This window comes from Amycolatopsis sp. NPDC045836 (assembly GCF_056431745.1).
Genome location: NZ_JBWKKF010000033.1, coordinates 22,759 through 45,616 on the forward strand (window position 1 = coordinate 22,759; position 22,858 = coordinate 45,616).

The window sequence follows — 22,858 nt, forward strand, 5'->3', positions numbered from 1 at the left end:
GACTTAGGCTGCGTCACATGGAGCACACCGAGCCGGCGTGGCGGCCGCTGACCCTGCCCGACGCGGCGGCGATCGCCGAGCTGCTCGCCGCGGCGGAGGCCGTCGACCCGACGGGGGAGCACGAGAGCGCCGAGGACATCACCGAGAGCCTGACCAGCCCGAACGTCGACCTGGCGGCCGGTTCGCTCGGTGGCTGGGTGGGTGAACGGCTGATCGCCTACGCCGCGGTGCGGGTGCGCGACGCGGCCGATCCGGTGCACCAGATGCGGTTCGAGGTGACGGTGCACCCCGAGTTCCGGACCGACGCCCTGGGTGACCACCTGCTCGCCTGGGTCGACCGGGTGAGCCGGGAGCGTCACCGGAAGGTGTTCCCGGACGCGCCGCTGGAGCTGCACGGGCACGGGCACGAGAGCCAGCGCTGGTACCGGGGACAGCTCGAGCGGGCCGGGTTCCACCACGCCCGCTCGTTCGTCGACATGCGCGCCGACCTCGGTGCGCTGCCGCCGAAGCGGGAGTTGCCGCCGGAGTTCGAGCTGGTCACCTACACGGAGGACCATTTCGACGCGGTGCTGACCGCGCGGAACATCACCTTCGCCGAGCACTGGGGCAGCACGGTGCAGAGCGAGGCGGCTTGGCGGCACATGACCACGGAGAGCGCGGCTTTCCGGCCGGAGCTCTCGTACCTGTTGCTGCGCGGGGACGAGGTGGTCTCGATGGTGCTGAGCGATTTCTACGAAAGCGACGCCAAGGCGACGGGGGTGCGGGAGTTGTACGTCTCGCACGTCGCTACTTTGCCGGAGGTGCGGGGGCGGGGGATTGCTTCGGCGTTGTTGGGGCACACGTTGGTGCGGGCTCGGGATGCCGGGTTCGAGCGGGCTTCGCTCGGGGTGGATGTGGACAATGTGAATGCGGCGCTGGGGATCTATCAGCGTTGCGGGTTCGAGGTTTCGGGGCGCTGGTACGGGTATGTCCGGGCGGTGGACCACCCCGGTTCCTGATTTCGCCGTTTTTTTGGCTTTGGACCGGGGTGGGGCGGGTGCGGGGTGGGGTGGGTGCCCGGGTGGCGGTTTGGGGCGCCGGGGTCGGGATTGGGTTGAGGGGCTTCGGTTTTCGGTTTGGTGGGTTGGGATTCGGGGGAGTGGGCGGCGGGTGGGTTTGGTTTATTTGGTGGGCTGGGGTTGAGTTGGGTGGCGCGCCTCGGCTTGGTCTGCCGGGTTGAGTTCGGGTGGCGTGCCTTGGTTCGGTTGGTCTGCTGGGACTGTGTTTTGGGCGAGGCGTTTCGGCTTGGTTCGTGTGCTGGGGTTGTGTTTCGGGTGGCGCGCCTCGGTTTGGTCTGCCGGGGTTGAGCTGGAGGTTGCGCCTTGGCTCGATTTGGTCGTGCTGGGAGTTGCGTTGGGTGGTGCGCCTCGGCTTGCTTGAGCTGCCGGGGTTGGATTGGACGGCGCGCCTCGGCTCGGCTGGTGGGTCGGGGAGTTGCGTTGGGTGGTGCGCCTCGGTTCGGGTTTGGTCTGCCGGGGTGGGTTCGGGTGGAGCCGCTTTGCGGGTTGCTCCCCGGAGGCGGGCTTGGGTCGCGGGGGTGCTCACCTGAGGGGCGGCTGCCCGTGGTGCGGCTTCCCGAACCCGGATTCGGGTGCGGGTGGAGTTACGGGGTGACCAGGTGGTGCAGGGGAGCGCCGCTGGCGAAGCGGCTCAGTTGCTGCGCGATCAGCTTCTTGGCCCGCGGGTAGAACGAAGCGGAACCGCCGGCGACGTGGGGGGTGATGACGACGTTGGGCAGGGTCCACAGTGGATGGTCGGCGGGGAGGGGTTCCGGGTCCACGACGTCGAGGGCGGCACGCAGGCGGCCGGTGCGGCATTCGCTGGTGAGGGCCTCGGTGTCCAGGGTGGAGCCCCGGCCGACGTTGATGATCAGGGCATCGTCGGGCAGCAGGGCGAGTTCTCGGGCGCCGAGCAGGCCCTTGGTGCTCGGGGAGCCGGGTAGCACGGAGACCAGGATGTCCGCCGACGGCAGCAGACCCGCCAGCTCGTCCACCCCGTGCACGCCGTCGCGGGCGCGGCTGGCCACCGGCACGACCGCCGCCTCGGCGGCGTGCAGGAACCGGGCGATGGCCTGGCCGATCGAGCCGTAACCGAGCAGCAGCACCCGGCTGTCCGCCAGCGACCGGGTGTGCTCGCGTGCCCACGAACCCTCGCCCTGCTGGCGGAACCACCGCGGCAGGTCCCGTTGCGCGGCGAGGATCAGCGCCAGCGCGTGCTCCGCCACGCTCAGGTCGTGCAAACCCCGGCCGTTCGCCAGCGGCACCCCGTCGGGCAGGTACGGCAGGATCGTGTCCACCCCGGCGGACAGCGTCTGCACCGCCTTCAACCCCGGCATGCGCGACATCAGGCGCACCGGCTCGATGCCCTGGTCGTACGGCAACACGTAGAAGGCCACATCGGACAGGTCGGCGGGCGGCGCCGACACCCCGTCGTAGACCTCCACCCGCAACCCCTCGGGCAGTTCGCCGAGATCGGACCAGGGCACCAGCACTCGTGACGTCATGCCCCGATTCTTGCCTACGGGTGCGCGGACCCCACACAGAACACGTTCTCCTCGGGATCGGTCAGCACCGTCCAGGACAGGCCGGGCAGGTGGTGCTCCGCCACCTCCTTCGCGCCCAGGGCGACCAGCCGCTTCACCTCCTCCTCGCGGTGCTCGGTGCGCAGGTCCAGGTGCAGGCGGTTCTTCCCGGCCCGCGGCTCCTCCACCCGCTGCAGGCCGATCATCACGCCGTCCGGCGACACCGGGGCGAGCAGCAGGTACTCCCCCTCGTGGTCGTTGACGACCTCCACCCCGAGCGCCTCGGTCCAGAACCCGGCGAGCTTCCGCGGATCGGCGCAGTCGATGGTCACCGCGCCCAGCTGAACAGTTCGAACAGTCATGCCGGCACGGTAGGCGCCACCACCGACAATTTAACCCGTTGGAGCTGCTCGCGGCCGGTTGACTATCCTGCGCTGAACGCCCGAGCGCCCGAGGAGCCCGCAGTGATCACCAGGATGTCGTCGTTGTTCCTCCGCACCCTGCGCGAGGACCCGGCGGACGCCGAAGTGCCCAGCCACCGCCTGCTGGTCCGCGCCGGCTACGTCCGCCGGGTCGCCCCGGGCGGTTACTCGTGGCTGCCGCTGGGCATCAAGGTGCTGCGGCGCATCGAGCAGATCGTCCGCGAGGAGATGGACGCCATCGGCGGCCAGGAGATCCAGTTCCCCGCGCTGCTGCCGAAGGAGCCCTACGAGGCGACGAACCGCTGGACCGAGTACGGCGACAGCCTGTTCCGCCTCAAGGACCGCCGCGGCGCCGACTACCTGCTCGGCCCCACCCACGAGGAGCTGTTCACGCTCACCGTGAAGGGCGAGTACAGCTCGTACAAGGACTACCCGGTCACGCTGTACCAGATCCAGACCAAGTACCGCGACGAAGCGCGCCCCCGCGCGGGCATCCTGCGCGGCCGCGAGTTCGTGATGAAGGACTCCTACTCCTTCGACCTCGACGACGCCGGGCTGGAGCGGTCGTACCAGGCGCACCGCGAGGCCTACATCAAGATCTTCGACCGCCTCGGCCTGGAGTACGTCGTGGTCGCCGCGACCTCCGGGGCGATGGGCGGATCGGCCTCGGAGGAGTTCCTCGCCGTCGCGCCGACCGGTGAGGACACCTACGTCCGCAGCACCGAGTCCGACTACGCGGCCAACGTCGAAGCGGTCACCACGCCCGCGCCCCCCGCGCAGCCCGTCGAGGACAAGCCCGCCGCGCAGGTGCACCACACGCCCGGCACGCCGACCATCGAGACCCTGGTCGACTTCCTCAACCAGGCCGATCTGGGCAGGCAGTTCACCGCGGCGGACACGCTGAAGAACGTGCTGGTGAAGACCCGGCAGCCGGGCGCCGAGGAGTGGGAGCTGCTGGCCGTCGGCGTTCCCGGAGACCGCGAGGTCGACTTCAAGCGCCTCGAAGCGTCGGTCGAACCCGCCGAAGTCGCCCTGCTCGAAGAAGCCGACTTCGCCGCGAACCCCTTCCTGGTCAAGGGTTACATCGGGCCGAAGGCACTGCTGGACAACGGGGTCCGCTACCTGGTCGACCCCCGCGTGGTCACCGGCACCGCCTGGGTGACCGGCGCCGACCAGGCCGACCACCACGTGGTGGACCTGGTGGCCGGGCGCGACTTCACGCCGGACGGCACCATCGAGGCGGCCGAGGTCCGCGAGGGCGACGCCTCGCCCGACGGCCGCGGCACGCTGGTCGCCGCCCGCGGCATCGAGATCGGCCACATCTTCCAGCTGGGCCGCAAGTACGCCGACGCCTTCGAACTGGACGCGCTGGGCCCCGACTCGAAGCCGGTGCGGATCACCATGGGTTCCTACGGCGTCGGCGTTTCGCGGCTGGTCGCGGTGATCGCCGAGCAGCACCACGACGAACTGGGCCTGGTGTGGCCCCGCGCGGTCGCCCCGGCGGACGTGCACGTGGTCATCGCGGGCAAGGACGAGGCGGTCGCCGCCGGGGCCGAGAAGCTGGCGGCCGAGCTGGACGCGGCCGGGCTGCAGGTGCTGCTCGACGACCGCAAGGCCACGCCGGGCGTGAAGTTCGCCGACGCCGAGCTGGTCGGCGTGCCGACGATCCTGGTGGTCGGGCGCGGCCTGGCCAACGGCGTGGTCGAGGTGAAGGACCGGCTTTCCGGTGAGCGCGCCGAAGTGGCCGTGGACGCCGTCGTCGAGCACCTCAAGCAGCTCGTCGCGAAATGAGCGGGCAGCCGCGTCGCGGGTCGGGCGCGGCGTTCGGGTTCTTCGCGGTGATCCTGGTCGGCGCGGGGGCGTACCTGAGCCGGCAGGAATCGGACACGACGGACTACACCCCGCCGCCGACCTCCCGGACGACGTACACCCCGCCGCCGAAGGTCGTGGTGCCCCCGGTGGTCGAGGGCTGGCAGTCCGTCGCCGGTCGTGACGGCACCTACGCCTACGACGTGCCCGCGCGCTGGACCCCGAAGCCGGGCACCGTGCACGGCTGGGAAGGCGAAGGCCGCCCCGAAGTCGTCATGTCGACAAGTGCCTTCTACGGCGACGGCTTCTGCCCGGCCGACGAGGACGCGCGGCTGGGTGGCGCCGGGGTGAAGCCGGACCCGCGGGCCGATGCGGCGCTGGCCACCGAGCAGTTCGCCACCGAGGTGGCGAACCGGGCGTTCACCTGGGACGGTCCGCCGCCGCAACTGGGCGTCGGCCCGCCGGTGGCGACCGAAATGTCCTTCGGGGACGGCAAAACGCGGCCGGCGACGCTCCGGCTGATCGACGTGACCACCACCGGCGGGCACCCGTGCCTGGCGAAGAAGGCGATGGTCGGCGTGATCGGCACGAGTTCACTCGACGCCGCGAAGCCGGGCACCGTGCTGCTGGTGGTCTACGCCGACCAGACCGCCCCGGACTTCACCACGAAGGACGAGATCGAGCGCATCCTGCGCAGCTACCGGGGCGTGCCCGCGTCGCAGCGGACTACCGTTCCGCCGAGCCGGTGAGGGCGCGGACGACGGCTTCGGTGTCCGACAGGTCGGTCAGCACGGTGTGCGCGCCCGAATCGGCCAGTTCCGCCGCCGAATGCCGCCCGGTGGCGACGCCGACCGCGATGGCGCCGTGCGCCAGCGCCGCCGTCACGTCGTGCGGGGTGTCGCCGACGACGGCGACCGTGTCCGGGGCGAACACCAGCCCGTGCTTCTCCGAGGCGCGGGCGATGGCGTGGGCGACCAGGTCCGGCCGGTGCGCCGAGAGCGTGCCGTAACCGCCGATCTCCAGGTCCAGGTGGTCGTGCAGGCCGAAAGCGGCCAGCTTGTGCAGGGCGATCTCCGGCAGGTTCCCGGTGACCAGCGACTGCACCACGCCCCGGCCGGCCAGGGTGGACAGGGCGGTGGCGGCGCCGGGCAGGGCGTGGCCGAAGTCGGCGAGCGTGTCCCGGCCGCCCTCGGACAGGCGCACCAGTTCACGCCACATGCGCTGGATCAGCTCGTCGGTCGGCTCGACGCCGTGCGCGGTGAGGATTTCCGTGGTGATCGCGCGTTCGGTGCGCCCGGGGAAGGCCGGTAGCTCGCGCAGCGTGGTGCCGGTGACCGCGAGCAGCGCGTCGGTGTACCAGCGGCCGCCGAGGCCACGCAGGTCGACCAGGGTCAGATCGATGTCCCAGAGCACCAGCCGGGGTGGAGTGGAGTTCACCCGGCCGACGGTACCGGGGTGACTTTTCAACACGCGTTGACTTCCAGTCGGTCCCGGGACTACCTTGGCCGCAGAATTCAACAAACGATGAAAATTGGAGGGTGATGGTCAACCGGATGTGGCCGGCGGCCGCGGCGCTGGCCGGCGTGGTGGCCGCGGTGGTGCTCGGCTTCCTGACCTTCGGCGTGCAGGCGACGGTCGCGCCCGACGGACTGCCGGTGGCGGTGGCCGCCGCGGACGGTCCGCCGCGGGCGGCCGCCGAACGGATCGCGGCGCAGGGCGGTGGCCGGCTGGACTGGCGGGTCACCACCCCGGAGGAGGGGCGGCGGCTGCTGGCGGACAAGGAGGTCTACGGCGTGCTGGAACTGGGGCAGCCGCCGGTCGTGGTGGTCTCCGGCGCGGTCAACCCGGCCGGGACGCAGGTGGTCCAGCAGGTGCTCACCACGGTAGCATCGGCTACGGGGCAACCGCGGGTGGAGACGCTGCACCCGGCGAGCGTGGCCGGGCGCACGGCACCGCTGGCGCTCAGCGCGCTCGCCTGGGTGGGCTGCCTGGCCGGTGGGGCCGTGCTGGTGCTGGTCTCCGCGCGGCGGGGGCACCAGCCGGGCACCGCGCAGCGGCTCGCCCAGGTCGCGGGCACCAGCTTGCTGGTCACCGCGGTGCTCGCCGGGTTCGCGGAGCTGTGGGACTCGTCGCTGCCGGTGGGCTGGGACGTGCTCGGCTTCCTGCTGCTCACCACCACGGCCTTCGCCGCGGTGCAGACGGGGCTGCTGCGGCTGCTCGGTGTCCGCGCGATGGCGATCCTCGGCCCGCTGTACCTGCTCGCGCCCGCGGTCGCCGGGCAGGTCCCGGAACTGCTGCACGAGGCGTACCGCTGGCTGCTCTGGTCGTGGACGCCGTTCCGGTTCGCCACCGAGGGCATGCGCAGCCTGCTGCAGGGCACCCCGGGTGCGCCGGACGTGGCGACCGGGGTGTGGGTGCTCGGCGGGGTGCTCGCCGCCGGGCTGGTGCTGCTGCTGTGGCCCGCCCGGTCAGCCGGCCAGGAAGCTGAAGCGGACGCGCCGGACCGGGTTGTCCACGTTGGTGTCCACTAGGCAGACCGACTGCCAGGTGCCCAGCGCCATCACCCCGCCGATCACCGGCACGGTGGCGTACGGCGGCAGCAGCGCGGGCAGCACGTGGTCCCGGCCGTGACCACGGGTGCCGTGCTGGTGCCGCCAGCGGTCGTCGCGGGGCAGCAGGTCGTCGAGCGCGGCGAGCAGGTCGTCGTCGCTGCCCGCCCCGGTCTCCAGGATCGCCAGCCCGGAGGTGGCGTGCGGCACCCACACGTGCAGCAGGCCGTCTTCCGCACCGTGCTCGGCCAGGAACGCCTCGGCCGCCTTGGTCAGGTCGTGCACCACGGCGGTGCCGCCGGTGCGGACCTCGATCTCGGTGGAGTGCATGGCTGCCACGGTAACCTCACGACCCCAGGTACCGCAGCACGGCGAGCACCCGCCGGTTGTCCCCCTCCGACGGCGCCAGGCCCAGCTTGCCGAACAGGCTGGTCACGTACTTCTCCACCGAACCGGGCGAGAGGAACAGCGTGCTCGCGATGGCCGCGTTCGACCGGCCCTGCGCCATCAGCTCCAGCACCTCCCGTTCGCGCTGGGTCAGCGCCGCCAGCGCCCCGGTCCTCCTGGTGGCGCCGAACAACTGGGTGACCACCTCGGGGTCGAGCACGGTCTCCCCGCCGGCCACCCTGGTCAGCGCGGCCAGGAAGTCGGACACCTCGGCCACCCGGTCCTTGAGCAGGTAACCGACCCCGCCCGCCCGGTCGGCCAGCAGTTCCGCCGCGTACTTCGTCTCGACGTACTGGGAGAACAGCAGGATCGGCTCGCCGGGGAACTCCGCCCGCAACGCGATCGCCGCGCGCAGCCCCTCGTCGGTGCGCGTCGGCGGCATCCGGATATCCACAATGGACACATCGGGCCGGTGCCCGGCCACCGCGGCCCGCAGCGCCTCGCCGTCCTTCACCGCGGCCACCACCTCGTGCCCGCGCAGGGTGAGCAGTTCGGCCAGGCCCGCGCGCAGGATGGTCGAGTCCTCGGCGATCACCACCCGCACCAGGGCCTCCTTCAGACCGGGATCTCCACCGCGACCACGGTAGGCCCGCCGGGTGGGCTGTCGATCGAGAGGCAGCCGTCCACCGCGCGCAGCCGGTCGGCCAGTCCGGCCAGCCCGCCACCGGGACGCGGACCGGCACCACCTCGGCCGCGGTCGGAGACGTAGAGCCGCACCATCGAATCCAGCTGGAACAACTGCAGTTCCGCGCGGCTCACCCCGCCGTGCTTGACCGCGTTGGTGAGCAGTTCCGCCGCGCTGAAGTACAGGATGGTCTCGACCGCGGCCGGTGGCCGTTCGGGCAGCGACACCAGCACCTTGACCTCGGCGCCGCTGCGGGCGGCCAAAGTGGACAGCGCTACTTCGAGCCCGGTGTCCAGCGAGGCGGGGTGGATGCCGCGGGCGAGGTCGCGGAGTTCGGTGAGCGCGTCCTTCGCCCCGGTGTGCGCGCCCGCGATCAGCGCCCGCACCCGGTCGAGGTCCACCTCGGCGGCTTCCAGTTCGTCCTTGGCCACGCCCAGCTTCATCGCCAGCGCGACCAGTTGCGCCTGCGCCCCGTCGTGCAGGTCGCGTTCGATGCGCCGCAGCTTCACGTCGGCCGTTTCCACCGCCACGGCCCGGCTCTCTTCGAGGTCCCGCACGCGTTCGCTGAGCGTGCTCGGCCCCAGCAACGCCCGCGCCAGCCACCGGTCCACGCCCAGCAGCAGGTGCAGCAGCGCCGGCGTGGCCACCAGCAGCGCGGCGGCGATCAACGCCAGCGGCACGGACAGCACCACCCCCGACGAGCCGATGCCGAACACCGGCAGCGGCTGCCCGTCGAGCACCAGCCACCAGAACGGGTAGGTCAGCGTGCCCAGCCCGTAGAGCAGCAGGAACACGGCCACCGCCAGGTTCACCACCGACAGCGGCAGCCGCAGCACCAGGTAGCCCGCCGCGCGCCAGCCGGGGCCGTCGGTCAGGTAGGCGCGGAACGACGACGGCTTGCCGACCGGCCCGGGGACCCGGGTGCCCAGCAGCGACGCGACCAGCCGCCGGTGCACCGACGCGAGGGCGCGGGCGGCGAGCAGCGCCCCGGCCACCATCGGCAGCCCGATCAGCAGCGGGCTCAGGGCGATCCCCGGCAGCAGGACCAGGGCGAGCCCGACCAGGCAGAGCAGGGCCAGCGGCAGGCCGAGCAGGACCCAGCCGAGTTCGGCCCAGAACCGCCCCCGCAACGGCTCGGCGGCCCAGCGCCGGAAGAGATCTCGCACGGGGCCAGACTGCCCCTTCCGGCGGTGGGCCGGCCACCGGGTTATCCCCCTACTTCGGGAGTTCGTCGTCCTCGCGGGCGCGCACCGCCGCCTCGCGCATCTCGATCACGTCCGTGAGCCAGTCGCCGGTCTCCCTGGCGATGTCTCGCACCGCGCCGGTGATGATGGTCGCGATGTTGCCGATATGGGTGGCGGCCGACTCCGTGAGCTCCTGCACGGTGTCCTTGCCGCTTTCGAACTGACCCACCATGTCCTCGTACCCGCCTCAAGCCGCCACTGGTCGCCGGTCACCGACCACGGTAGTGGGCGACGGGCCGGACCGCTCCCGGTCCGGCAGGGCCAGCTTCACGATCTTGCGCGCCACCGAGAACAACTGCTTGCGCAGCGGGCCGGTGTGGTAGGGCAGGCCGTACTTCTCGCAGATGGCGCGGACCTCCGGCGCGATCTTCGGGTACCGGCGCGCCGGGATGTCCGGGAACAGGTGGTGCTCGATCTGGTGCGAGAGGTTGCCGGACAGGATGTGGAACAGCTTGCCGCCGGTGATGTTCGCCGAGCCGAGGATCTGCCGCAGGTACCACTGGCCGCGGTTCTCCTCCTCGGTCTCGGCCTCGGTGAAGCTCTCCACCTCGGCCGGGAAGTGCCCGCAGAAGATGATCGAGAACGCCCACAGGTTGCGGATCAGGTTCGCGCCGGCGTTGCCGAGCAGGGTCAGCGGCGCCATCGGCCCGGTCAGCAGCGGGAAGAGCACGTAGTCCTTGCCGAACTGCCGCGCGGCCTTGCGCACGATCTTCGCCCGGACCTCCTTGAACTCCGACCACTTGCGCTCACCCCTGAGCACCCGGTCCACCTCGAGGTCGTGCAGCATCACGCCCCACTGGAACAGCACCGCCAGCAGCGTGGCGTAGACCGGGTTGCCCAGGTAGTACGGGTGCCACTTCTGCTCGGGGTCCATCCGCAGGATGCCGTAACCGATGTCGCGGTCCTTGTCGAGGATGTTGGTGTAGGTGTGGTGGATGTAGTTGTGCGAGTGGCGCCAGTTGTCCGAGGGCGCCACCGTGTCCCACTCGAAGTTCTGCGAGCTGAGCGCCGGGTCGCGGGTCCAGTCGTACTGGCCGTGCATGACGTTGTGCCCGATCTCCATGTTGTCCAGGATCTTCGCCAGCGACAGCGCGCCGACCCCGGCGAACCAGGCAGGCGGGAAGAAGCCGGCGAACAGCAGCGCCCGCCCGGCGACCTCCAGGCCGCGCTGGGTCCGGATCAGCTGGTGGATGTAGTCGACGTCCTCCTGGCCGAGGTCGTCGACGACGCGCTGGCGCAGCGCGTCCAGTTCGCGGCCGAACTCCTCGACCTGTTCGGGGGTGAGCCGGTCCTGCAAGCCAGTCATTCCGGAGTCCTTTCGGTCACGCGTTGATCTCGACGTCCCCGCAGGGGGCGGAGATGCACAGCTGGATTTCTTCGTTGTCCTCGGCCGAGACCTCGCCGGTGCGCAGGTTCCGCACCGGGCCGCTGGTCTTCAGCTGGGTGCACGAGAAGCAGATGCCCATCCGGCAGCCGTGCTCCGGGCGCAGGCCCGCGTCCTCGGCCTGCTCCAGCAGCGGTTTGCCGGTGTTGGCGAACTCCTTGCCGCTGCGGGTGAAGCGCACCTGGCCGGTGCTGTCGCCCGCTTCGGCGGCCAGCGGGGGCGGGGTGAACTCCTCGGTGTGCAGTCGTTCACCCAAACCTTCGTCGGCGTACTCCTTGCGCACCGAGTCCATCAGCGGCACCGGGCCGCACAGGAAGGTCTCCGCCTCGCCGAACCACGGCGCTGCCTGCTCCAGGTGCGCGCGGGAGAAGAAGCCGTGCAGGTCGCCGCCGCGCTCGGTCATCGTGCAGGCGAACCGCACCCGGAAATCGGGCCTGCCCGCCACCAGTTCGGCCAGTTCGGCGCGGTAGGGCAGATCCGCGGGCTCGTTCTCGTAGTGCAGCAGCGTGACGCGGCCGGGGTGGTCCTCGTCGGCCAGCGTGCGCAGCATCGACAGCACCGGGGTGATCCCGCTGCCGCCGCTGATCAGCAGCACGTGCTCGGGCCGCGGGTCCGGCAGGCGGAACGATCCCTCCGGCTCGGAGAGCCCGAGCACCGTGCCCACCTCGGCGTGGCGGTGCAGGTAACCCGAGACCAGGCCGTCGTCGACGGCCTTGACGGTCAGCTCGAGCTGCCCGTCGGCCCGGTGCTGCGAGCAGGCGGGGGAGTAGCAGCGGGTGCGCCGGACACCGTCGATGGTGACCGTCACGCGCACGTACTGACCGGCCTGGAAGCCCCGCCAGGCGCGGCTCGGGCGCAGCGTCAGCGTCAGCGTGGACGGAGTCTGCCGCCGCACGGCGGTGACCCGCCCCCGGACCTCCCGCCGCACCAGCATCGGATCGATGAGCTCCAGATAGCGGTCCACGCCGTGGGGGGTGAGCAGGGCCTCGGCGACCGAAGCGAGCTTGCCCATGGCACCTCTCCATTCAGTGAACATCTGTACACTGAACAGTGTGGAGCACCGACGCGGGATGTCAACGTGAGCGCCCCCCGATGTGACGTGGGCGATAGGGAACGGCCGGATAGGCTCGTGCTCGTGACCGCCGAACCCGTCAGCCGCTCCGAGCGCAAGCAGCGCACCCGCCGCGCGCTGCTGGACGGGGCGCTGAACCTGCTGGCCGACCGGGTGTTCGCCACGCTCAGCCTGCGCGAGGTCACCAAGGCGGCCGGCATCGTGCCGACCGCCTTCTACCGCCACTTCGCGTCGATGGAGGAACTCGGCGTGGTGCTGGTCGAGGAGTCGATGCAGACGCTGCGCGGCATGCTGCGCTCAGCTCGGCGCGACCAGCGGCCGTTCCAGGATGTCATCCGCGCATCGGTCTCGTTGCTGGAAGAACACGTTCGCGGGAACGCCGACCACTTCCGGTTCCTGCTCCGGGAGCGCTACGCCGGCACCGGCGCGGTGCCCGCGGCGATCGGGCTGGAGCTGAAGTTGTTCTCCACCGAACTGGCCGTGGACCTCGCGCGCTTCGACTACCTGCGCGAGTGGGACACCGAGGACCTGCACATGATGGCGGAACTCATCGTCACCGCCATGCAGGCGACCGTGCTCGAACTGCTCGAAGCGAACGGCCCCGAGGCGACCGCCAGGGTGGTGCGAACGGCCGAAAAGCGGCTCCGGCTGATCGTGCTCGGGGTACCGAATTGGCAAAGGACCTCCTGAAGGCGGGAGCGATCACGCCACGCTGTGTGCTACACCTGAGGTGATCCAGAGCACAGTGTGTGGTCGCGCGTGCTCGTCGGAGCTTCATCCTCAGCTGTCGAGGAGGTCGCGTGGTGACCGAGTCCGGACCGGTGACGGTCGGCGTGGTGAAGGAGTCGCTACCTGGTGAACGCCGGGTCGCGCTGGTGCCGAAGGCGGTCGAGCGGCTGGTCGCCCGCGGGCTGCGGGTGGTCGTCGAGCGCGGGGCCGGTGAAGCCGCGCTGATCACCGACAGTGACTACGAAGCGGCCGGGGCGGCGATCGGCGAGGCCTGGTCGGCGAGCGTGGTGCTCAAGGTCGCGCCACCGACCGCGGTGGAGGTGACCCGCCTCGCCCCCGGCACCGTGCTGATCGGCTTCCTCGCCCCGCTGTCCAATGTGGAGCGCATCAAGGAGCTGGCCGAGGGCGGGGTGACCGCGTTCGCGGTGGAGGCCGTCCCGCGGATCACCCGTGCGCAGGCGATGGACGCGCTGTCCTCGCAGAGCAGCGTCGCCGGGTACCGCGCGGTGCTGCTCGCCGCCGAACGGCTGACCCGGTTCTTCCCGATGCTGACCACCGCCGCGGGCACGGTGCCCCCGGCGAAGGTGCTGGTGCTCGGCGCCGGGGTGGCCGGGTTGCAGGCACTGGCCACCGCCCGGCGGCTGGGGGCGCAGACCACCGGCTACGACGTGCGGCCCGAGGTCGCCGACCAGGTCCGCTCGGTCGGCGCGCAGTGGCTCGACCTCGGCATCGAGGCGGTCGGCGAAGGCGGTTACGCCCGCGAGCTGACCGCCGAGGAACGCGCCGAGCAGCAGCGGCGGCTCACCGAGGCGATCACCCGGTTCGACGTGGTGATCACCACCGCGCTGGTGCCGGGGCGGCAGGCGCCGGTGCTGGTCACCGCCGAAGCCGTGCGCGGCATGCCGGACGGCGGGGTGGTGGTCGACCTGGCCGGGGAGTCCGGCGGCAACTGCGAGCTGACCGAACCCGGGCAGGACGTGGTGCGGCACGGGGTGACGATCAGCTCACCGCTGAACCTGCCCGCCGGGATGCCGGTGCACGCGAGCGAGCTGTACTCGCGCAACCTGACCGAACTGCTCGGCTTGCTGGTGAACGACGAAGGCGCGCTGGCGCTGGACTTCTCCGACGAAGTGGTCGCCGGGGCCTGCGTCACGGGGGAGGGACGGGACTGATGCTGCAGAACCTGGCGATCCTGGTGCTCGCGGGCTTCCTCGGCTTCGCGGTGATCTCCAAGGTGCCGAACACGCTGCACACCCCGCTGATGTCGGGCACGAACGCCATCCACGGCATCGTGCTGCTGGGCGGGCTGATCGTGCTCGGCCTCGGGGTGGACGGGGTGCTGAACAAGGTCCTGCTGGTGGTGGCCATCGCCTTCGGCACGATCAACGTGGTCGGCGGCTTCCTGGTGACCGACCGGATGCTCTCGATGTTCAAGGGCAAGCGCGCCCCGGAGAAGGAGGACGCGTGACCGAGCTCATCGCGGTTCTCTACATCGTCGCGTTCGCGTTGTTCGTCTACGGCCTGATGGGCCTGACCGGCCCGCGGACCGCCGTGCGCGGCAACTGGATCGCCGCCGCGGGCATGGTGCTCGCGGTGGTCGCCACGCTGCTCACGCCCGGGATGGGCAACTGGGGCCTGATCGTGCTCGGCGTGGTGCTGGGCGTGCTGGTCGGCGTGCCGGCCGCGCGCAAGGTCAAGATGACCGCGATGCCGCAGATGGTGGCGTTGTTCAACGGCGTCGGCGGTGGTGCGGTGGCGTTGATCGCGTGGGTCGAGTTCAACACCACCGACGGCTACGCGCACGAACCCGCGTACGTGGCGATCGCGTCGCTGTTCTCGGCGGTGGTCGGCTCGATCTCGTTCTGGGGTTCGAACATCGCCTTCGGCAAGCTCCAGGAGTTGATCACCGGGCGGCCGGTCTCGGTGGGCAGGCTCCAGCAACCGCTGAACCTGTTGCTGTTGCTGGTCGCGCTCGGCTGCGGGGTGGCGATCGCGGTGGGGTCGGGCTCGGGCTGGCTGATCGCCGGGCTGCTGGTGGCGTCCGCGTTGCTCGGGGTGATGGTGGTGCTGCCGATCGGCGGCGCGGACATGCCGGTGGTGATCTCGCTGCTCAACGCGCTGACCGGGCTGTCGGCCGCGGCGATGGGGCTGGCGCTGGACAACACCGCGTTGATCGTGGCGGGCATGATCGTCGGCGCGTCGGGCTCGATCCTGACGAACCTGATGGCCAAGGCGATGAACCGGTCCATCCCGGCGATCGTGGCCGGTGGCTTCGGCGGGGCGCCGGTGGCCGGTGGGCGGTCGGGGCCGGAGCGGCCGGTGCGCGCGACCAGCGCGGCGGACACCGCGATCCAGATGGCCTACGCCGGGCGGGTGGTGGTCGTGCCGGGGTACGGCATGGCCGTGGCGCAGGCGCAGCACGCCGTGCGGGAGATGGCTGACCTGTTGGAGGGCAAGGGGATCCAGGTCTCCTACGCGATCCACCCGGTGGCCGGGCGGATGCCGGGGCACATGAACGTGCTGCTCGCCGAAGCCGACGTGCCCTACGAGCGGCTCAAGGAGATGGACGAGATCAACTCGGACTTCCCGCAGACCGACGTGGCACTGGTGATCGGCGCGAACGACGTGGTGAACCCGGCGGCGGAAACCGATCCGGCGTCCCCGATCTACGGGATGCCGATCCTGAAGGTGAACACCAGCCGCTCGGTGATCGTGCTGAAGCGCTCGATGAACTCGGGTTTCGCGGGCGTGGACAACGACCTGTTCTACGACACCAGGACGAGCATGCTCTTCGGGGACGCGAAGAGCTCGGTCGGCGAAATCGTGGAGGAACTGAAAACGTTGTGAACGGGGCTCCCCTTTGTGCGGGGGAGCCCCGTTCAGAGGGTTATTCGGCGGCGGAGAAGGTGACGGCGGGCACCTTCCGCGGCGCCTTCTTCACGGGCGCGCTCTTGGCCGCGGCGGGCGTGGCCTTGGCGGTCGCGGTGGTGCCGGACTTGGCAGCCGAGGTGGTCTTCTTGGCGGGCGCCTTCCTGGCGGGCTTCTTCGCCGCGGTGGTGCCCTTTTCGGCAGCGGGCTTCTCAGCCGTGTTGGCTTTCGCCGTAGTGGTCTTCTCGGTTGCGGGCTTCGCGGCTGCGTTGGCTTTCGCGGTGGTGGCTTTTTCGGCAGCGGGCTTTTCGGCGGAAGTGGCCTCGGCCGCGGACTTGGCCGTGGTGGCCTTTTCGGCCGCGGGCTTGGTGTCGGTGGCCTTCTCGCTCACGGGCTTCGCGGCTGCCTTTTCCGTTCCGGCTTTCCCGGTGGTGGTCTTCTCGGCCGCAGGAGCCTTCTCGGCCGTGGCCTTTCCGGCTGCGGACCTACCGGCGGTGGCCTTCGCCGCAGTGCCCTTTCCCGCGGAAGTGGTCTTTCCAGCGGCAGCGGTCTTCTCGGCGGTGGTCTTCGCCGGGGCGGTTTTCCTGGCGGAGGTGGCCTTCTCGACGGTGGCTTTCGCCGGAGTGGTCTTTTCGGCGGTGGTCTTCGCCGGAGCGGTCTTCCTGGCGGAAGTGGCCTTCTCGGCGGTGGCTTTCGCCGCAGTGGTCTTCGCGGCGGTGGTCTTTTCGGCGGCCTTCTCGGTCGTGGCCTTCTTGGCCGCCCTCTTCGGGGCGGCCTTCTTCGCGGCAGCGGCAGGGGGAGCGGGAGCCGCAGCCGCGGCCTTCGTGGCCCGGCCCTTCGCGGCGGCCTTCTTCGCGGTGCGCCGCCGCACCACCTTCTTCCGCCCGCCGGTGCGGCGCCCGTTGCGCACGAACGGGTCGAGGATCTCCCGCAGCCGGTCCGCGTTCTCCCCGGACAGGTCGATGTCGTAGGTCACCCCGTCCAGCTCGAACCGCACCGTTTCCTCGGCGGGTTCGCCCGTGATGTCGTCCAGCAGTTGGACCGCGGTGTTCCTGGCCACGAAGTGCTCCCAGTGCTCGTCGTAGAACTCGCCAGCGAGGATACCCGCCGGTGCGGAGTGTCCTGCTTGCGCCACAGCCCCGCCTGGTGTGCGCTGGCACCCATGGCAGACAACGGTTATGACGTCGTCGTTATCGGCGGCGGCCCGGTGGGCGAGAACGTCGCCGCCCGTGCGGTGCGCGGTGGGCTGACCGCCGCGCTGGTGGAGTCCGAACGGTTCGGTGGCGAGTGCTCCTACTGGGCGTGCATGCCCAGCAAGGCGTTGCTGCGGCCGGGAATCGCGCTCGCCGCGGCGGCCAGGCTGCCGGGCGTGCCGGTCGGCGACCGCGTCGACCCGGCCGCCGTGTTCGCCCGCCGCGACTCGTTCACGTCGCATTGGGACGATGCCGGTCAGGTGAGCTGGGCCGAGGGCGCGGGCATCACCCCGGTGCGCGGCGTGGGCAGGATCACCGGCGAGCGCGAGGTCACCGTCGGCGACCGGGTGCTGCGCGCCCGGCACGCGGTGGTGGTGTGCACCGGCAGCGTGCCGCGCACCCCGCCCATCCCCGGCCTCGACGGCGTGCGCACCTGGGGGTCCCGCGAGGCCACCTCGGCGAGCACCGTGCCGGGCAGGCTGGCGGTGCTCGGCGGCGGCGTGGTCGGCGTGGAGATGGCGCAGGCGTACGCGAAGCTCGGCGCCCAGGTCGACCTGATCATCACCGGCGCGCGCCCGCTGCCGCGGTACCCGGAGTTCGCCGGTGACCTGGTGGCCGAGGGCCTGCGGGCGGACGGCGTCCGGGTGCACACCGGCTCCGGCGCCGAGCGGGTGTCCGAAAAGGAGGGTGTGATCCGGATCGAGCTGACCGGCGGCGGCGAGGTGCTCGCCGACGAGTTCCTGGTCGCGACCGGCCGCCGCCCGGCCACCGACGGCCTCGGCCTGGCCGCCGCCGGGCTGACCGACGGCGACGCGCTGGCCGTGGACGACTCCGGCCTGGTGTCCGGTGTGGACGGAGACTGGCTGTACGCCGCGGGCGACGTGACCGGCCGCGCGCCGCTGACCCACCAGGGCAAGTACCAGGCCAGGGCGGTCGGCGACGTGATCGCCGCCAGGGCGAAGGGCGAGCGGATCACGCCGGAGCCGTGGAGCCCCTACGCCAGCACGGCCGACCACACCGCCGTGCCGCAGGTGGTCTTCACCGATCCCGAGGTGGCCTCGGTCGGCCTCACCGACGCCGAAAGCGGCAAACCGCACCGGGTGGTCGACCTCGACATCGCGGTCGCCGGCTCGTCGCTGCACGCGGACGGGTACCAGGGCAAGGTGCGCATGGTGGTCGACACCGAACGCGAGGTCGTCCTCGGTGTGACGTTCACCGGCCCGGATGTCGCGGAACTGCTGCACGCGGCCACCATCGCCGTCGTCGGGGAGGTGCCGTTGAAGCGGCTGTGGCACGCCGTACCGGCCTATCCCACGATCAGCGAGGTCTGGCTCCGGATGCTGGAGGAGTACGGCCTGTAGGCGGTGCTCAGCCGGGCAGCGGCATGGTCAGCCCGGCCCTGGCCGCCCTGGCGAGGCCGGGATCGTCCGATGTGGACGGCCCGGCCAGCCAGCACGCCTGCGCGATCAGCACCGAGGACTGCGTGCCGGCACTGGCGTAGGCCGCCCCGCTGAACGTCGGTGGCTGCCCGGTCCAGCGCGCGGTCTCCACCGCGAGGTCGGTGATACCGCCGTTGCCGGGGAAGTCGACGAACTGCTTGAACTTCTCCGCCTGCTCCGCGTCGGGAAAGTCGAGCACGGCCAGCGTCACCGCGGCGCGGCGGCCGTCCACCGCCACCTCGTAGCTGGCCCGGCGCAGGCGTGAGCAGGGCGTGGTCTCCAGCACGGTCTTGGTGTCGCCGAAGGCGTGCGGGGTGCACTGGGTGCCCGATTCGGCGGCGAGTTCGGTGAAGCCCATGCCGTCGACGCTCTGCCCGCCCGGCGCGGCGGCGGTGGTCTGCGTCGGTCCCTGTGCCGGCGCTGCGGTCTCGCCGCCGTCCTGGCTCGCCGCCACCGAGATGGCCGCGACGAGCAGCACCAGGAGCAGGCCGATGGCGGCGTAGGGCAGCCAGCGCACCGGCTTGCCGTCCTTCCGCAACGGCGGCAGCTTGGGCAACTTGAGCGCCGCCCGCACCGACGCCGAGCCCCGCCCCGGCTGCTGCCCTTGCTGCGACGCCCCCTGCTGCTGCCCTTGCGGCGGTGCCGTTTGCTGCGGCTGAACCTGCTGCCGGGCTGGCAGCACCTGGGCCTGCTGCGGTGCCTGCGAAACCAGGGCTGGGGGCTGAGCCTGCTGCGATGCCTGCTGTGCCGGAGCTGGTGGCTGCGGCGCCTGCACCTGCGGCGATGCGGCCTGCTGCGGTGCTTGCGGTGGCTGGATCGGGCGCGGCGGAGCCACCACGGCGACCGCTGGCGTCGTCGGCGCCTTGCGCACCCGCTTCGCCTTCGCCGGCGGGTGTTCGGCGGGCACGGTCGGCGGGATGACGCTGAGCGGGTCCACCGGCTCGGTCTTCTCCGGCTCGGCCGGGATCACCCGGGCGAAACCCTCGGCGGCCAGCACCTCGTCGCTCAGCGCCGGCGCGTTTTCGGCCAGCGCGGCGAGCATCGCGCGGGCCTGGGCCACCGTGCTCGGCTGAGCCGCCGAGGCCAGCGAAACGGTGGCGGCGAGCATGGCGGTCGGCGTCGGGTGCAGCACCCGGACCGAACCCGCCAGGTCAGCCGGTGGCTGGTCGACCGTCTCGACGTAGGGCCCGACGGCCACGATGGTGCCGATCGTGGTGGTCGACGGCTCGGTTTCACGCAGGTGGCGCGCGATCTTCTCGGAGGTGGCCAGTGCTTCGGTGGCCGGGTTGACCGCCTGCTCGGTGCCGACCAGCGGCCAGCCGTCGGCCTTCCACTGGGCGGTGAGCGGGGCGTGCAGCCGCATCGCCGGGTCGGGGAGGTCGACACCCACTACGATGAGCACGCCACGCGGGAGCAGGACCACGGCGTCCACCGGCTGGGCGGAACCGGGCGGCGTGACCCCGATCAACGCCACCCCGCCGACCACGGTGTTGCCGCGGCCGAGCGAGGCCAGTGCGGCCCGGATGTCGTCGGCCACCCGGGAGGGCTGCTGTGCCAGGCGGACGAGCCGCATGCCGGTCCCTCCCAGTGCTTCGCCGTGCTGCCGCAGCACACGGTAGCGGGTCGGCCGGGGCGGCCGGGCACCCCTTGGCGGTGATCTCACTGCGACTTCTGTGGTTCATGTGGCCAAAAGGCATGGATGAGGTGCACAATGTGCGCAGCGCGTCACGAGTGGGCCGCCGGGGTTCGAGAGGTCGTAGGGGAAGACGCATCTCGTCGAGCAGCGGAGGTCACCAGTGAGCACCCGTGGAAACACCCGTGGCGTGGTGTACGTCCACTCGTCGCCGTCTGCGGTGTGCCCGCACGTCGAGTGGGCGATTTCGGGCACCCTGGGTGGCCGAGCAGACCTGCGGTGGACGGCCCAGCCCGCCGCCGCGGGGCAGTTGCGCACCGAGGTTTCCTGGCGCGCACCGGCGGGCACGGCCGCGAGGCTGGCGTCCGCGCTGAAGGCGTGGCCGATGCTGCGCTTCGAGGTCGTCGAAGAGCCCAGCCCGGGTGTCGACGGCGAGCGGTTCTGCTACGCGCCGGTGATCGGCCTGTGGCACGGCCGCACCAGCGCCAACGGCGACATCGTCGTCGGCGAGGACCAGTTGCGTGCCCTGGCGGCCCGCAGCCGGGCCGGTGAGCAGTTCGCGCACAAGCTCGACGAGCTGCTCGGCGCGGCCTGGGACGAGGCGCTGGAACCGTTCCGGCACGCCGGTGACGGCGCTCCGGTGACCTGGCTGCACCAAGTGGGGTAGGGGGTTTACTACCCTTCCGGTGTGCCAGCTTCGCCACTCGTTCCCGCCCGCGGCCGCTGGCTGGTGCCCGCGCTGATCGTGGTCGTCTCGCTGACCGTCGGTGGCGGGTTGCTCGCCAGGGAGGTCTACCGCAAGCCGGACGCCGCCGCCGACGCCGGTGTGATCGCCACGCCCACCTCGACTTCGCTGGCGCCCGAACAGCAACCGGGCTCGCCTGCCGTGGAGATGACCCCGGACGCGGCCGCGCACCCGCACGCCGACGGGGTGCGCGCCCTGCTGCAGAACTACTTCGACGCCATCAACGCGCGCAACTACGAACTGTGGAAGACCACGGTGACCAAGGAACGCGCGCAGGCGAAGTCCAAGGCGGAATGGGAAGCCGACTACACCTCGACGCGTGACGGCAGCATCCTGGTCTACCGCATCGAGGCCACGGGCGACGGCCGGCAACTGCATTCGCTGCTCGGTTTCACGAGCACCCAGGACCCGGAGGACGGCCCCGTCGACCTGCAGGAACCGTGCATCCGCTGGCACCTGACCCTGCCGATGGTGCTGGAGAACGGCGTGTGGAAACTGGACACGGTCCCGCTGGGCACCACGCCCATGCACCAGCGCTGCACCTGAGCGGCCGGACACGCGGATGGGGCCGTCACCAGGTCGGCGACGGCCCCATCCGGAACGAACAATCCCTACGCGGGGGTGAAGGCCAAGGCGACGTTGTGGCCGCCGAAGCCGAACGAGTCGCTGATCGCGGCCCGGATGTCCATCTTCCGCGGTTCACCGGCCGCGATTTCCTGCACCACACCCGGGTCCTGGTTCTCCAGGTTCAGCGTGGGCGGGATGACACCGTCCCGGATGGACAGCACGGTGGCGATCGCCTCGACCGCACCGGCGGCACCCAGCAGGTGCCCCAGCGCGCCCTTCGGCGCGGTCAGCACCGGGTGCTCGCCGATCGCCTTGCGCACGGCCACGGTTTCCCCGACGTCCCCGGCCGGGGTGGAGGTGGCGTGCGCGTTGACGTGGTCGACGTCCTTCGGGTCCAGCCCGGCCGAGCGCAGGGCCGCGGTGATCGCCCGCGCCTGCCCGGTGCCCTCCGGGTCCGGTCCGGTGATGTGGTAGGAGTCGGCGCTGGTGCCGATCCCGGCCAGCCTGCCGTAGATCTTCGCGCCGCGGGCCTTCGCGAACTCCTCGCGCTCCAGCACCATGATGCCGGCGCCCTCGCCGAGCACGAACCCGTCGCGGTTGACGTCCCACGGGCGCGACGCGCGCTCGGGGTCGTCGTTGCGGGTGCTCATCGTGCGGGCCTGGGCGAACCCGGCCATGGTGATCGCCGCGATGCACGCCTCGGCGCCACCGGCCACCACCACGTCGGCTTCACCGGTCTTGAGCATGCGCCAGCCCCAGGCCAGCCCCTCGGCCCCCGAGGCGCAGGCCGACACCGGCGCGTGCACACCGGCCCTGGCCTTCAGCTCCAGGCCGACGTGGGCCGCGGGCCCGTTCGGCATGAGCATCGGCACGGTCAGCGGCGAAACCTTGCGCAGCCCGGTGGTCTCCAGCAGATCATCTTGGTCGAGCAGCGTGTTCGCGCCGCCGATACCGGTGCCGACCACGACGGCGAGCCGTTCGGGTTCGACGGTGTCCTCGTTGTGCCCGGCATCCGCCCACGCCTGGCGAGCCGCGATCACCGCGACCTGCTCGCTGCGGTCCAGCCTGCGGGCCTGCACCCTCGGCAGCACCTCGGTGGGCTCGACCGCGAGCTGGGCGGCGATCTTCACCGGCAGGCCGAACTTCTCGACCCATTCGGCGTGCAGGGTGGAGACCCCGCTGCGGCCGGTCAGCAGACCGTCCCAGGTGGACGCGACGTCTCCGCCGAGGGGCGTGGTCGCGCCCAGCCCGGTGATCACGACGTCGTTGTTGCTCATCGGTTACTCCCCGAGGTCGGCACCGGCAGGTGTTACTTCGAGTTCGAGGCGACGTAGTTCACGGCGTCGCCGACGGTCTTGAGGTTCGCCAGCTCGTCGTCCGGGATCTTGACGCCGAACTTGTCCTCGGCCTGCACGGCGATCTCCACCATGGACAGCGAGTCGATGTCCAGGTCGTCCACAAAGGACTTGTCGGCGCTCACGTCGTCCTGGGCCACCCCGGCCACCTCTTCGACGATCTCGGCCAGACCGGACAGGATCTCTTCTTTGTCAGCCACTGCTATCCCTTTCCTGT

24 protein-coding genes are annotated in these 22,858 nt (G+C 71.4%); 11 read left to right on the plus strand and 13 right to left on the minus strand.

What is annotated here, in order from left to right; translation table 11 throughout:
- The first annotated feature begins 17 nt into the window (after nt 1-17).
- On the plus strand, nt 18-998 hold the full coding sequence (locus AC07EG_RS37315) for a GNAT family N-acetyltransferase (protein WP_478257985.1): 981 nt from the start codon (nt 18-20) through the stop codon (nt 996-998).
- 644 nt (nt 999-1,642) lie between these two features.
- Here AC07EG_RS37315 and AC07EG_RS37320 read toward each other — a convergent pair.
- The gene (locus AC07EG_RS37320; RefSeq protein WP_478257986.1) at nt 1,643-2,542 is read right to left on the minus strand and encodes a 2-hydroxyacid dehydrogenase; all 900 of its coding nucleotides are present in this window, start codon (nt 2,540-2,542) and stop codon (nt 1,643-1,645) included.
- Nucleotides 2,543-2,556: 14 nt separating this feature from the next.
- Nucleotides 2,557-2,922 carry a VOC family protein gene (locus AC07EG_RS37325; RefSeq protein ID WP_478257987.1) on the minus strand — a complete coding sequence of 122 codons (366 nt, stop codon included), beginning with the start codon at nt 2,920-2,922 and terminating at the stop codon, nt 2,557-2,559.
- 102 nt (nt 2,923-3,024) lie between these two features.
- On the opposite strand from AC07EG_RS37325, the gene AC07EG_RS37330 reads away from it, so the two are divergent.
- Both AC07EG_RS37330 and AC07EG_RS37335 read left to right on the plus strand, forming a co-directional pair.
- Nucleotides 3,025-4,773, plus strand: coding sequence for a proline--tRNA ligase (locus AC07EG_RS37330; protein ID WP_478257988.1), 1,749 nt, complete (start codon nt 3,025-3,027; stop codon nt 4,771-4,773).
- Nucleotides 4,770-5,540 carry a DUF8017 domain-containing protein gene (locus AC07EG_RS37335; RefSeq protein ID WP_478257989.1) on the plus strand — a complete coding sequence of 257 codons (771 nt, stop codon included), beginning with the start codon at nt 4,770-4,772 and terminating at the stop codon, nt 5,538-5,540. The genes AC07EG_RS37330 and AC07EG_RS37335 overlap by 4 nt, the downstream gene beginning before the upstream one ends.
- On the opposite strand, the gene AC07EG_RS37340 is transcribed toward AC07EG_RS37335, so the two are convergent.
- Entirely contained in the window at nt 5,518-6,228 is a 711-nt protein-coding gene (locus AC07EG_RS37340; RefSeq protein WP_478257990.1) for an HAD family hydrolase, read from the minus strand. The two genes, AC07EG_RS37335 and AC07EG_RS37340, sit on opposite strands and share 23 nt — an antisense overlap.
- 104 nt (nt 6,229-6,332) lie before the next feature.
- Here AC07EG_RS37340 and AC07EG_RS37345 point away from each other — a divergent pair, with 104 nt between their 5' ends.
- Nucleotides 6,333-7,322: a YhgE/Pip domain-containing protein gene (locus AC07EG_RS37345; protein WP_478257991.1), complete on the plus strand. Its 990-nt coding sequence runs from the start codon at nt 6,333-6,335 to the stop codon at nt 7,320-7,322.
- On the opposite strand, the gene AC07EG_RS37350 is transcribed toward AC07EG_RS37345, so the two are convergent.
- From AC07EG_RS37350 to AC07EG_RS37375, 6 genes are read right to left on the minus strand one after another with little or no spacing between them, the layout of a single operon-like run.
- The gene (locus tag AC07EG_RS37350; protein ID WP_478257992.1) at nt 7,260-7,670 is read right to left on the minus strand and encodes a secondary thiamine-phosphate synthase enzyme YjbQ; all 411 of its coding nucleotides are present in this window, start codon (nt 7,668-7,670) and stop codon (nt 7,260-7,262) included. The two genes, AC07EG_RS37345 and AC07EG_RS37350, sit on opposite strands and share 63 nt — an antisense overlap.
- Before the next feature lie 16 nt (nt 7,671-7,686).
- Nucleotides 7,687-8,331, minus strand: a complete 645-nt coding sequence (locus AC07EG_RS37355; RefSeq protein WP_478257993.1) for a response regulator — start codon at nt 8,329-8,331, stop codon at nt 7,687-7,689.
- An 11-nt stretch (nt 8,332-8,342) separates the two neighbouring features.
- Nucleotides 8,343-9,578: a sensor histidine kinase gene (locus AC07EG_RS37360; protein WP_478257994.1), complete on the minus strand. Its 1,236-nt coding sequence runs from the start codon at nt 9,576-9,578 to the stop codon at nt 8,343-8,345.
- A gap of 49 nt (nt 9,579-9,627) precedes the next feature.
- Nucleotides 9,628-9,828 carry a hypothetical protein gene (locus AC07EG_RS37365; protein ID WP_478257995.1) on the minus strand — a complete coding sequence of 67 codons (201 nt, stop codon included), beginning with the start codon at nt 9,826-9,828 and terminating at the stop codon, nt 9,628-9,630.
- A 15-nt stretch (nt 9,829-9,843) separates the two neighbouring features.
- The gene (locus tag AC07EG_RS37370; RefSeq protein WP_478257996.1) at nt 9,844-10,962 is read right to left on the minus strand and encodes a fatty acid desaturase family protein; all 1,119 of its coding nucleotides are present in this window, start codon (nt 10,960-10,962) and stop codon (nt 9,844-9,846) included.
- A gap of 16 nt (nt 10,963-10,978) precedes the next feature.
- Nucleotides 10,979-12,052, minus strand: coding sequence for a ferredoxin reductase (locus tag AC07EG_RS37375; RefSeq protein WP_478257997.1), 1,074 nt, complete (start codon nt 12,050-12,052; stop codon nt 10,979-10,981).
- 123 nt (nt 12,053-12,175) lie between these two features.
- Between AC07EG_RS37375 and AC07EG_RS37380 the strand changes: the two genes are divergently transcribed.
- The 4 genes from AC07EG_RS37380 to AC07EG_RS37395 all read left to right on the plus strand — a co-directional run bounded on the left by AC07EG_RS37380 (nt 12,176) and on the right by AC07EG_RS37395 (nt 15,688).
- A complete protein-coding gene (locus AC07EG_RS37380; RefSeq protein WP_478257998.1) occupies nt 12,176-12,802 on the plus strand; it encodes a TetR family transcriptional regulator in 627 nt (208 codons plus the stop codon).
- Between the two features lie 110 nt (nt 12,803-12,912).
- Nucleotides 12,913-14,013, plus strand: coding sequence for a Re/Si-specific NAD(P)(+) transhydrogenase subunit alpha (locus tag AC07EG_RS37385; protein ID WP_478257999.1), 1,101 nt, complete (start codon nt 12,913-12,915; stop codon nt 14,011-14,013).
- Nucleotides 14,013-14,309 carry an NAD(P) transhydrogenase subunit alpha part 2 gene (locus tag AC07EG_RS37390; RefSeq protein WP_478258000.1) on the plus strand — a complete coding sequence of 99 codons (297 nt, stop codon included), beginning with the start codon at nt 14,013-14,015 and terminating at the stop codon, nt 14,307-14,309. The genes AC07EG_RS37385 and AC07EG_RS37390 overlap by 1 nt, the downstream gene beginning before the upstream one ends.
- Nucleotides 14,306-15,688 (plus strand): NAD(P)(+) transhydrogenase (Re/Si-specific) subunit beta, encoded by a 1,383-nt coding sequence (locus AC07EG_RS37395; protein WP_478258001.1) that lies wholly within the window; start codon nt 14,306-14,308, stop codon nt 15,686-15,688. The genes AC07EG_RS37390 and AC07EG_RS37395 overlap by 4 nt, the downstream gene beginning before the upstream one ends.
- Before the next feature lie 40 nt (nt 15,689-15,728).
- Here AC07EG_RS37395 and AC07EG_RS37400 read toward each other — a convergent pair whose 3' ends face one another.
- The gene (locus AC07EG_RS37400; RefSeq protein WP_478258002.1) at nt 15,729-16,844 is read right to left on the minus strand and encodes an Lsr2 dimerization domain-containing protein; all 1,116 of its coding nucleotides are present in this window, start codon (nt 16,842-16,844) and stop codon (nt 15,729-15,731) included.
- A 27-nt stretch (nt 16,845-16,871) separates the two neighbouring features.
- On the opposite strand from AC07EG_RS37400, the gene AC07EG_RS37405 reads away from it, so the two are divergent.
- Nucleotides 16,872-18,263 (plus strand): dihydrolipoyl dehydrogenase family protein, encoded by a 1,392-nt coding sequence (locus tag AC07EG_RS37405; RefSeq protein ID WP_478258003.1) that lies wholly within the window; start codon nt 16,872-16,874, stop codon nt 18,261-18,263.
- A gap of 7 nt (nt 18,264-18,270) precedes the next feature.
- Here AC07EG_RS37405 and AC07EG_RS37410 read toward each other — a convergent pair whose 3' ends face one another.
- The gene (locus AC07EG_RS37410; RefSeq protein ID WP_478258004.1) at nt 18,271-19,914 is read right to left on the minus strand and encodes a hypothetical protein; all 1,644 of its coding nucleotides are present in this window, start codon (nt 19,912-19,914) and stop codon (nt 18,271-18,273) included.
- 223 nt (nt 19,915-20,137) lie between these two features.
- Here AC07EG_RS37410 and AC07EG_RS37415 point away from each other — a divergent pair, with 223 nt between their 5' ends.
- Together AC07EG_RS37415 and AC07EG_RS37420 are read left to right on the plus strand one after the other, a co-directional pair.
- Nucleotides 20,138-20,641: a DUF3145 domain-containing protein gene (locus tag AC07EG_RS37415; protein ID WP_478258005.1), complete on the plus strand. Its 504-nt coding sequence runs from the start codon at nt 20,138-20,140 to the stop codon at nt 20,639-20,641.
- A 21-nt stretch (nt 20,642-20,662) separates the two neighbouring features.
- Entirely contained in the window at nt 20,663-21,265 is a 603-nt protein-coding gene (locus AC07EG_RS37420; RefSeq protein WP_478258006.1) for a hypothetical protein, read from the plus strand.
- Nucleotides 21,266-21,330: 65 nt separating this feature from the next.
- Here the strand turns inward: AC07EG_RS37420 and AC07EG_RS37425 are convergent, their stop codons facing one another.
- Nucleotides 21,331-22,563, minus strand: coding sequence for a beta-ketoacyl-[acyl-carrier-protein] synthase family protein (locus AC07EG_RS37425; protein WP_478258007.1), 1,233 nt, complete (start codon nt 22,561-22,563; stop codon nt 21,331-21,333).
- 32 nt (nt 22,564-22,595) lie between these two features.
- Entirely contained in the window at nt 22,596-22,841 is a 246-nt protein-coding gene (locus AC07EG_RS37430) for an acyl carrier protein (RefSeq protein WP_478258008.1), read from the minus strand.
- Between the last annotated feature and the right edge of the window lie 17 nt (nt 22,842-22,858).

Coding starts and splice junctions, on each gene's coding strand:
- AC07EG_RS37315 (WP_478257985.1), top strand. CDS start 18: ATGGAGCACACCGAGCCGGCGTGGCGGCCGCTGACCCTGCCCGACGCG.
- AC07EG_RS37320 (WP_478257986.1), bottom strand. CDS start 2,542: ATGACGTCACGAGTGCTGGTGCCCTGGTCCGATCTCGGCGAACTGCCC.
- AC07EG_RS37325 (WP_478257987.1), bottom strand. CDS start 2,922: ATGACTGTTCGAACTGTTCAGCTGGGCGCGGTGACCATCGACTGCGCC.
- AC07EG_RS37335 (WP_478257989.1), top strand. CDS start 4,770: ATGAGCGGGCAGCCGCGTCGCGGGTCGGGCGCGGCGTTCGGGTTCTTC.
- AC07EG_RS37345 (WP_478257991.1), top strand. CDS start 6,333: ATGGTCAACCGGATGTGGCCGGCGGCCGCGGCGCTGGCCGGCGTGGTG.
- AC07EG_RS37350 (WP_478257992.1), bottom strand. CDS start 7,670: ATGCACTCCACCGAGATCGAGGTCCGCACCGGCGGCACCGCCGTGGTG.
- AC07EG_RS37365 (WP_478257995.1), bottom strand. CDS start 9,828: ATGGTGGGTCAGTTCGAAAGCGGCAAGGACACCGTGCAGGAGCTCACG.
- AC07EG_RS37370 (WP_478257996.1), bottom strand. CDS start 10,962: ATGACTGGCTTGCAGGACCGGCTCACCCCCGAACAGGTCGAGGAGTTC.
- AC07EG_RS37375 (WP_478257997.1), bottom strand. CDS start 12,052: ATGGGCAAGCTCGCTTCGGTCGCCGAGGCCCTGCTCACCCCCCACGGC.
- AC07EG_RS37390 (WP_478258000.1), top strand. CDS start 14,013: ATGCTGCAGAACCTGGCGATCCTGGTGCTCGCGGGCTTCCTCGGCTTC.
- AC07EG_RS37405 (WP_478258003.1), top strand. CDS start 16,872: ATGGCAGACAACGGTTATGACGTCGTCGTTATCGGCGGCGGCCCGGTG.
- AC07EG_RS37410 (WP_478258004.1), bottom strand. CDS start 19,914: ATGCGGCTCGTCCGCCTGGCACAGCAGCCCTCCCGGGTGGCCGACGAC.
- AC07EG_RS37425 (WP_478258007.1), bottom strand. CDS start 22,563: ATGAGCAACAACGACGTCGTGATCACCGGGCTGGGCGCGACCACGCCC.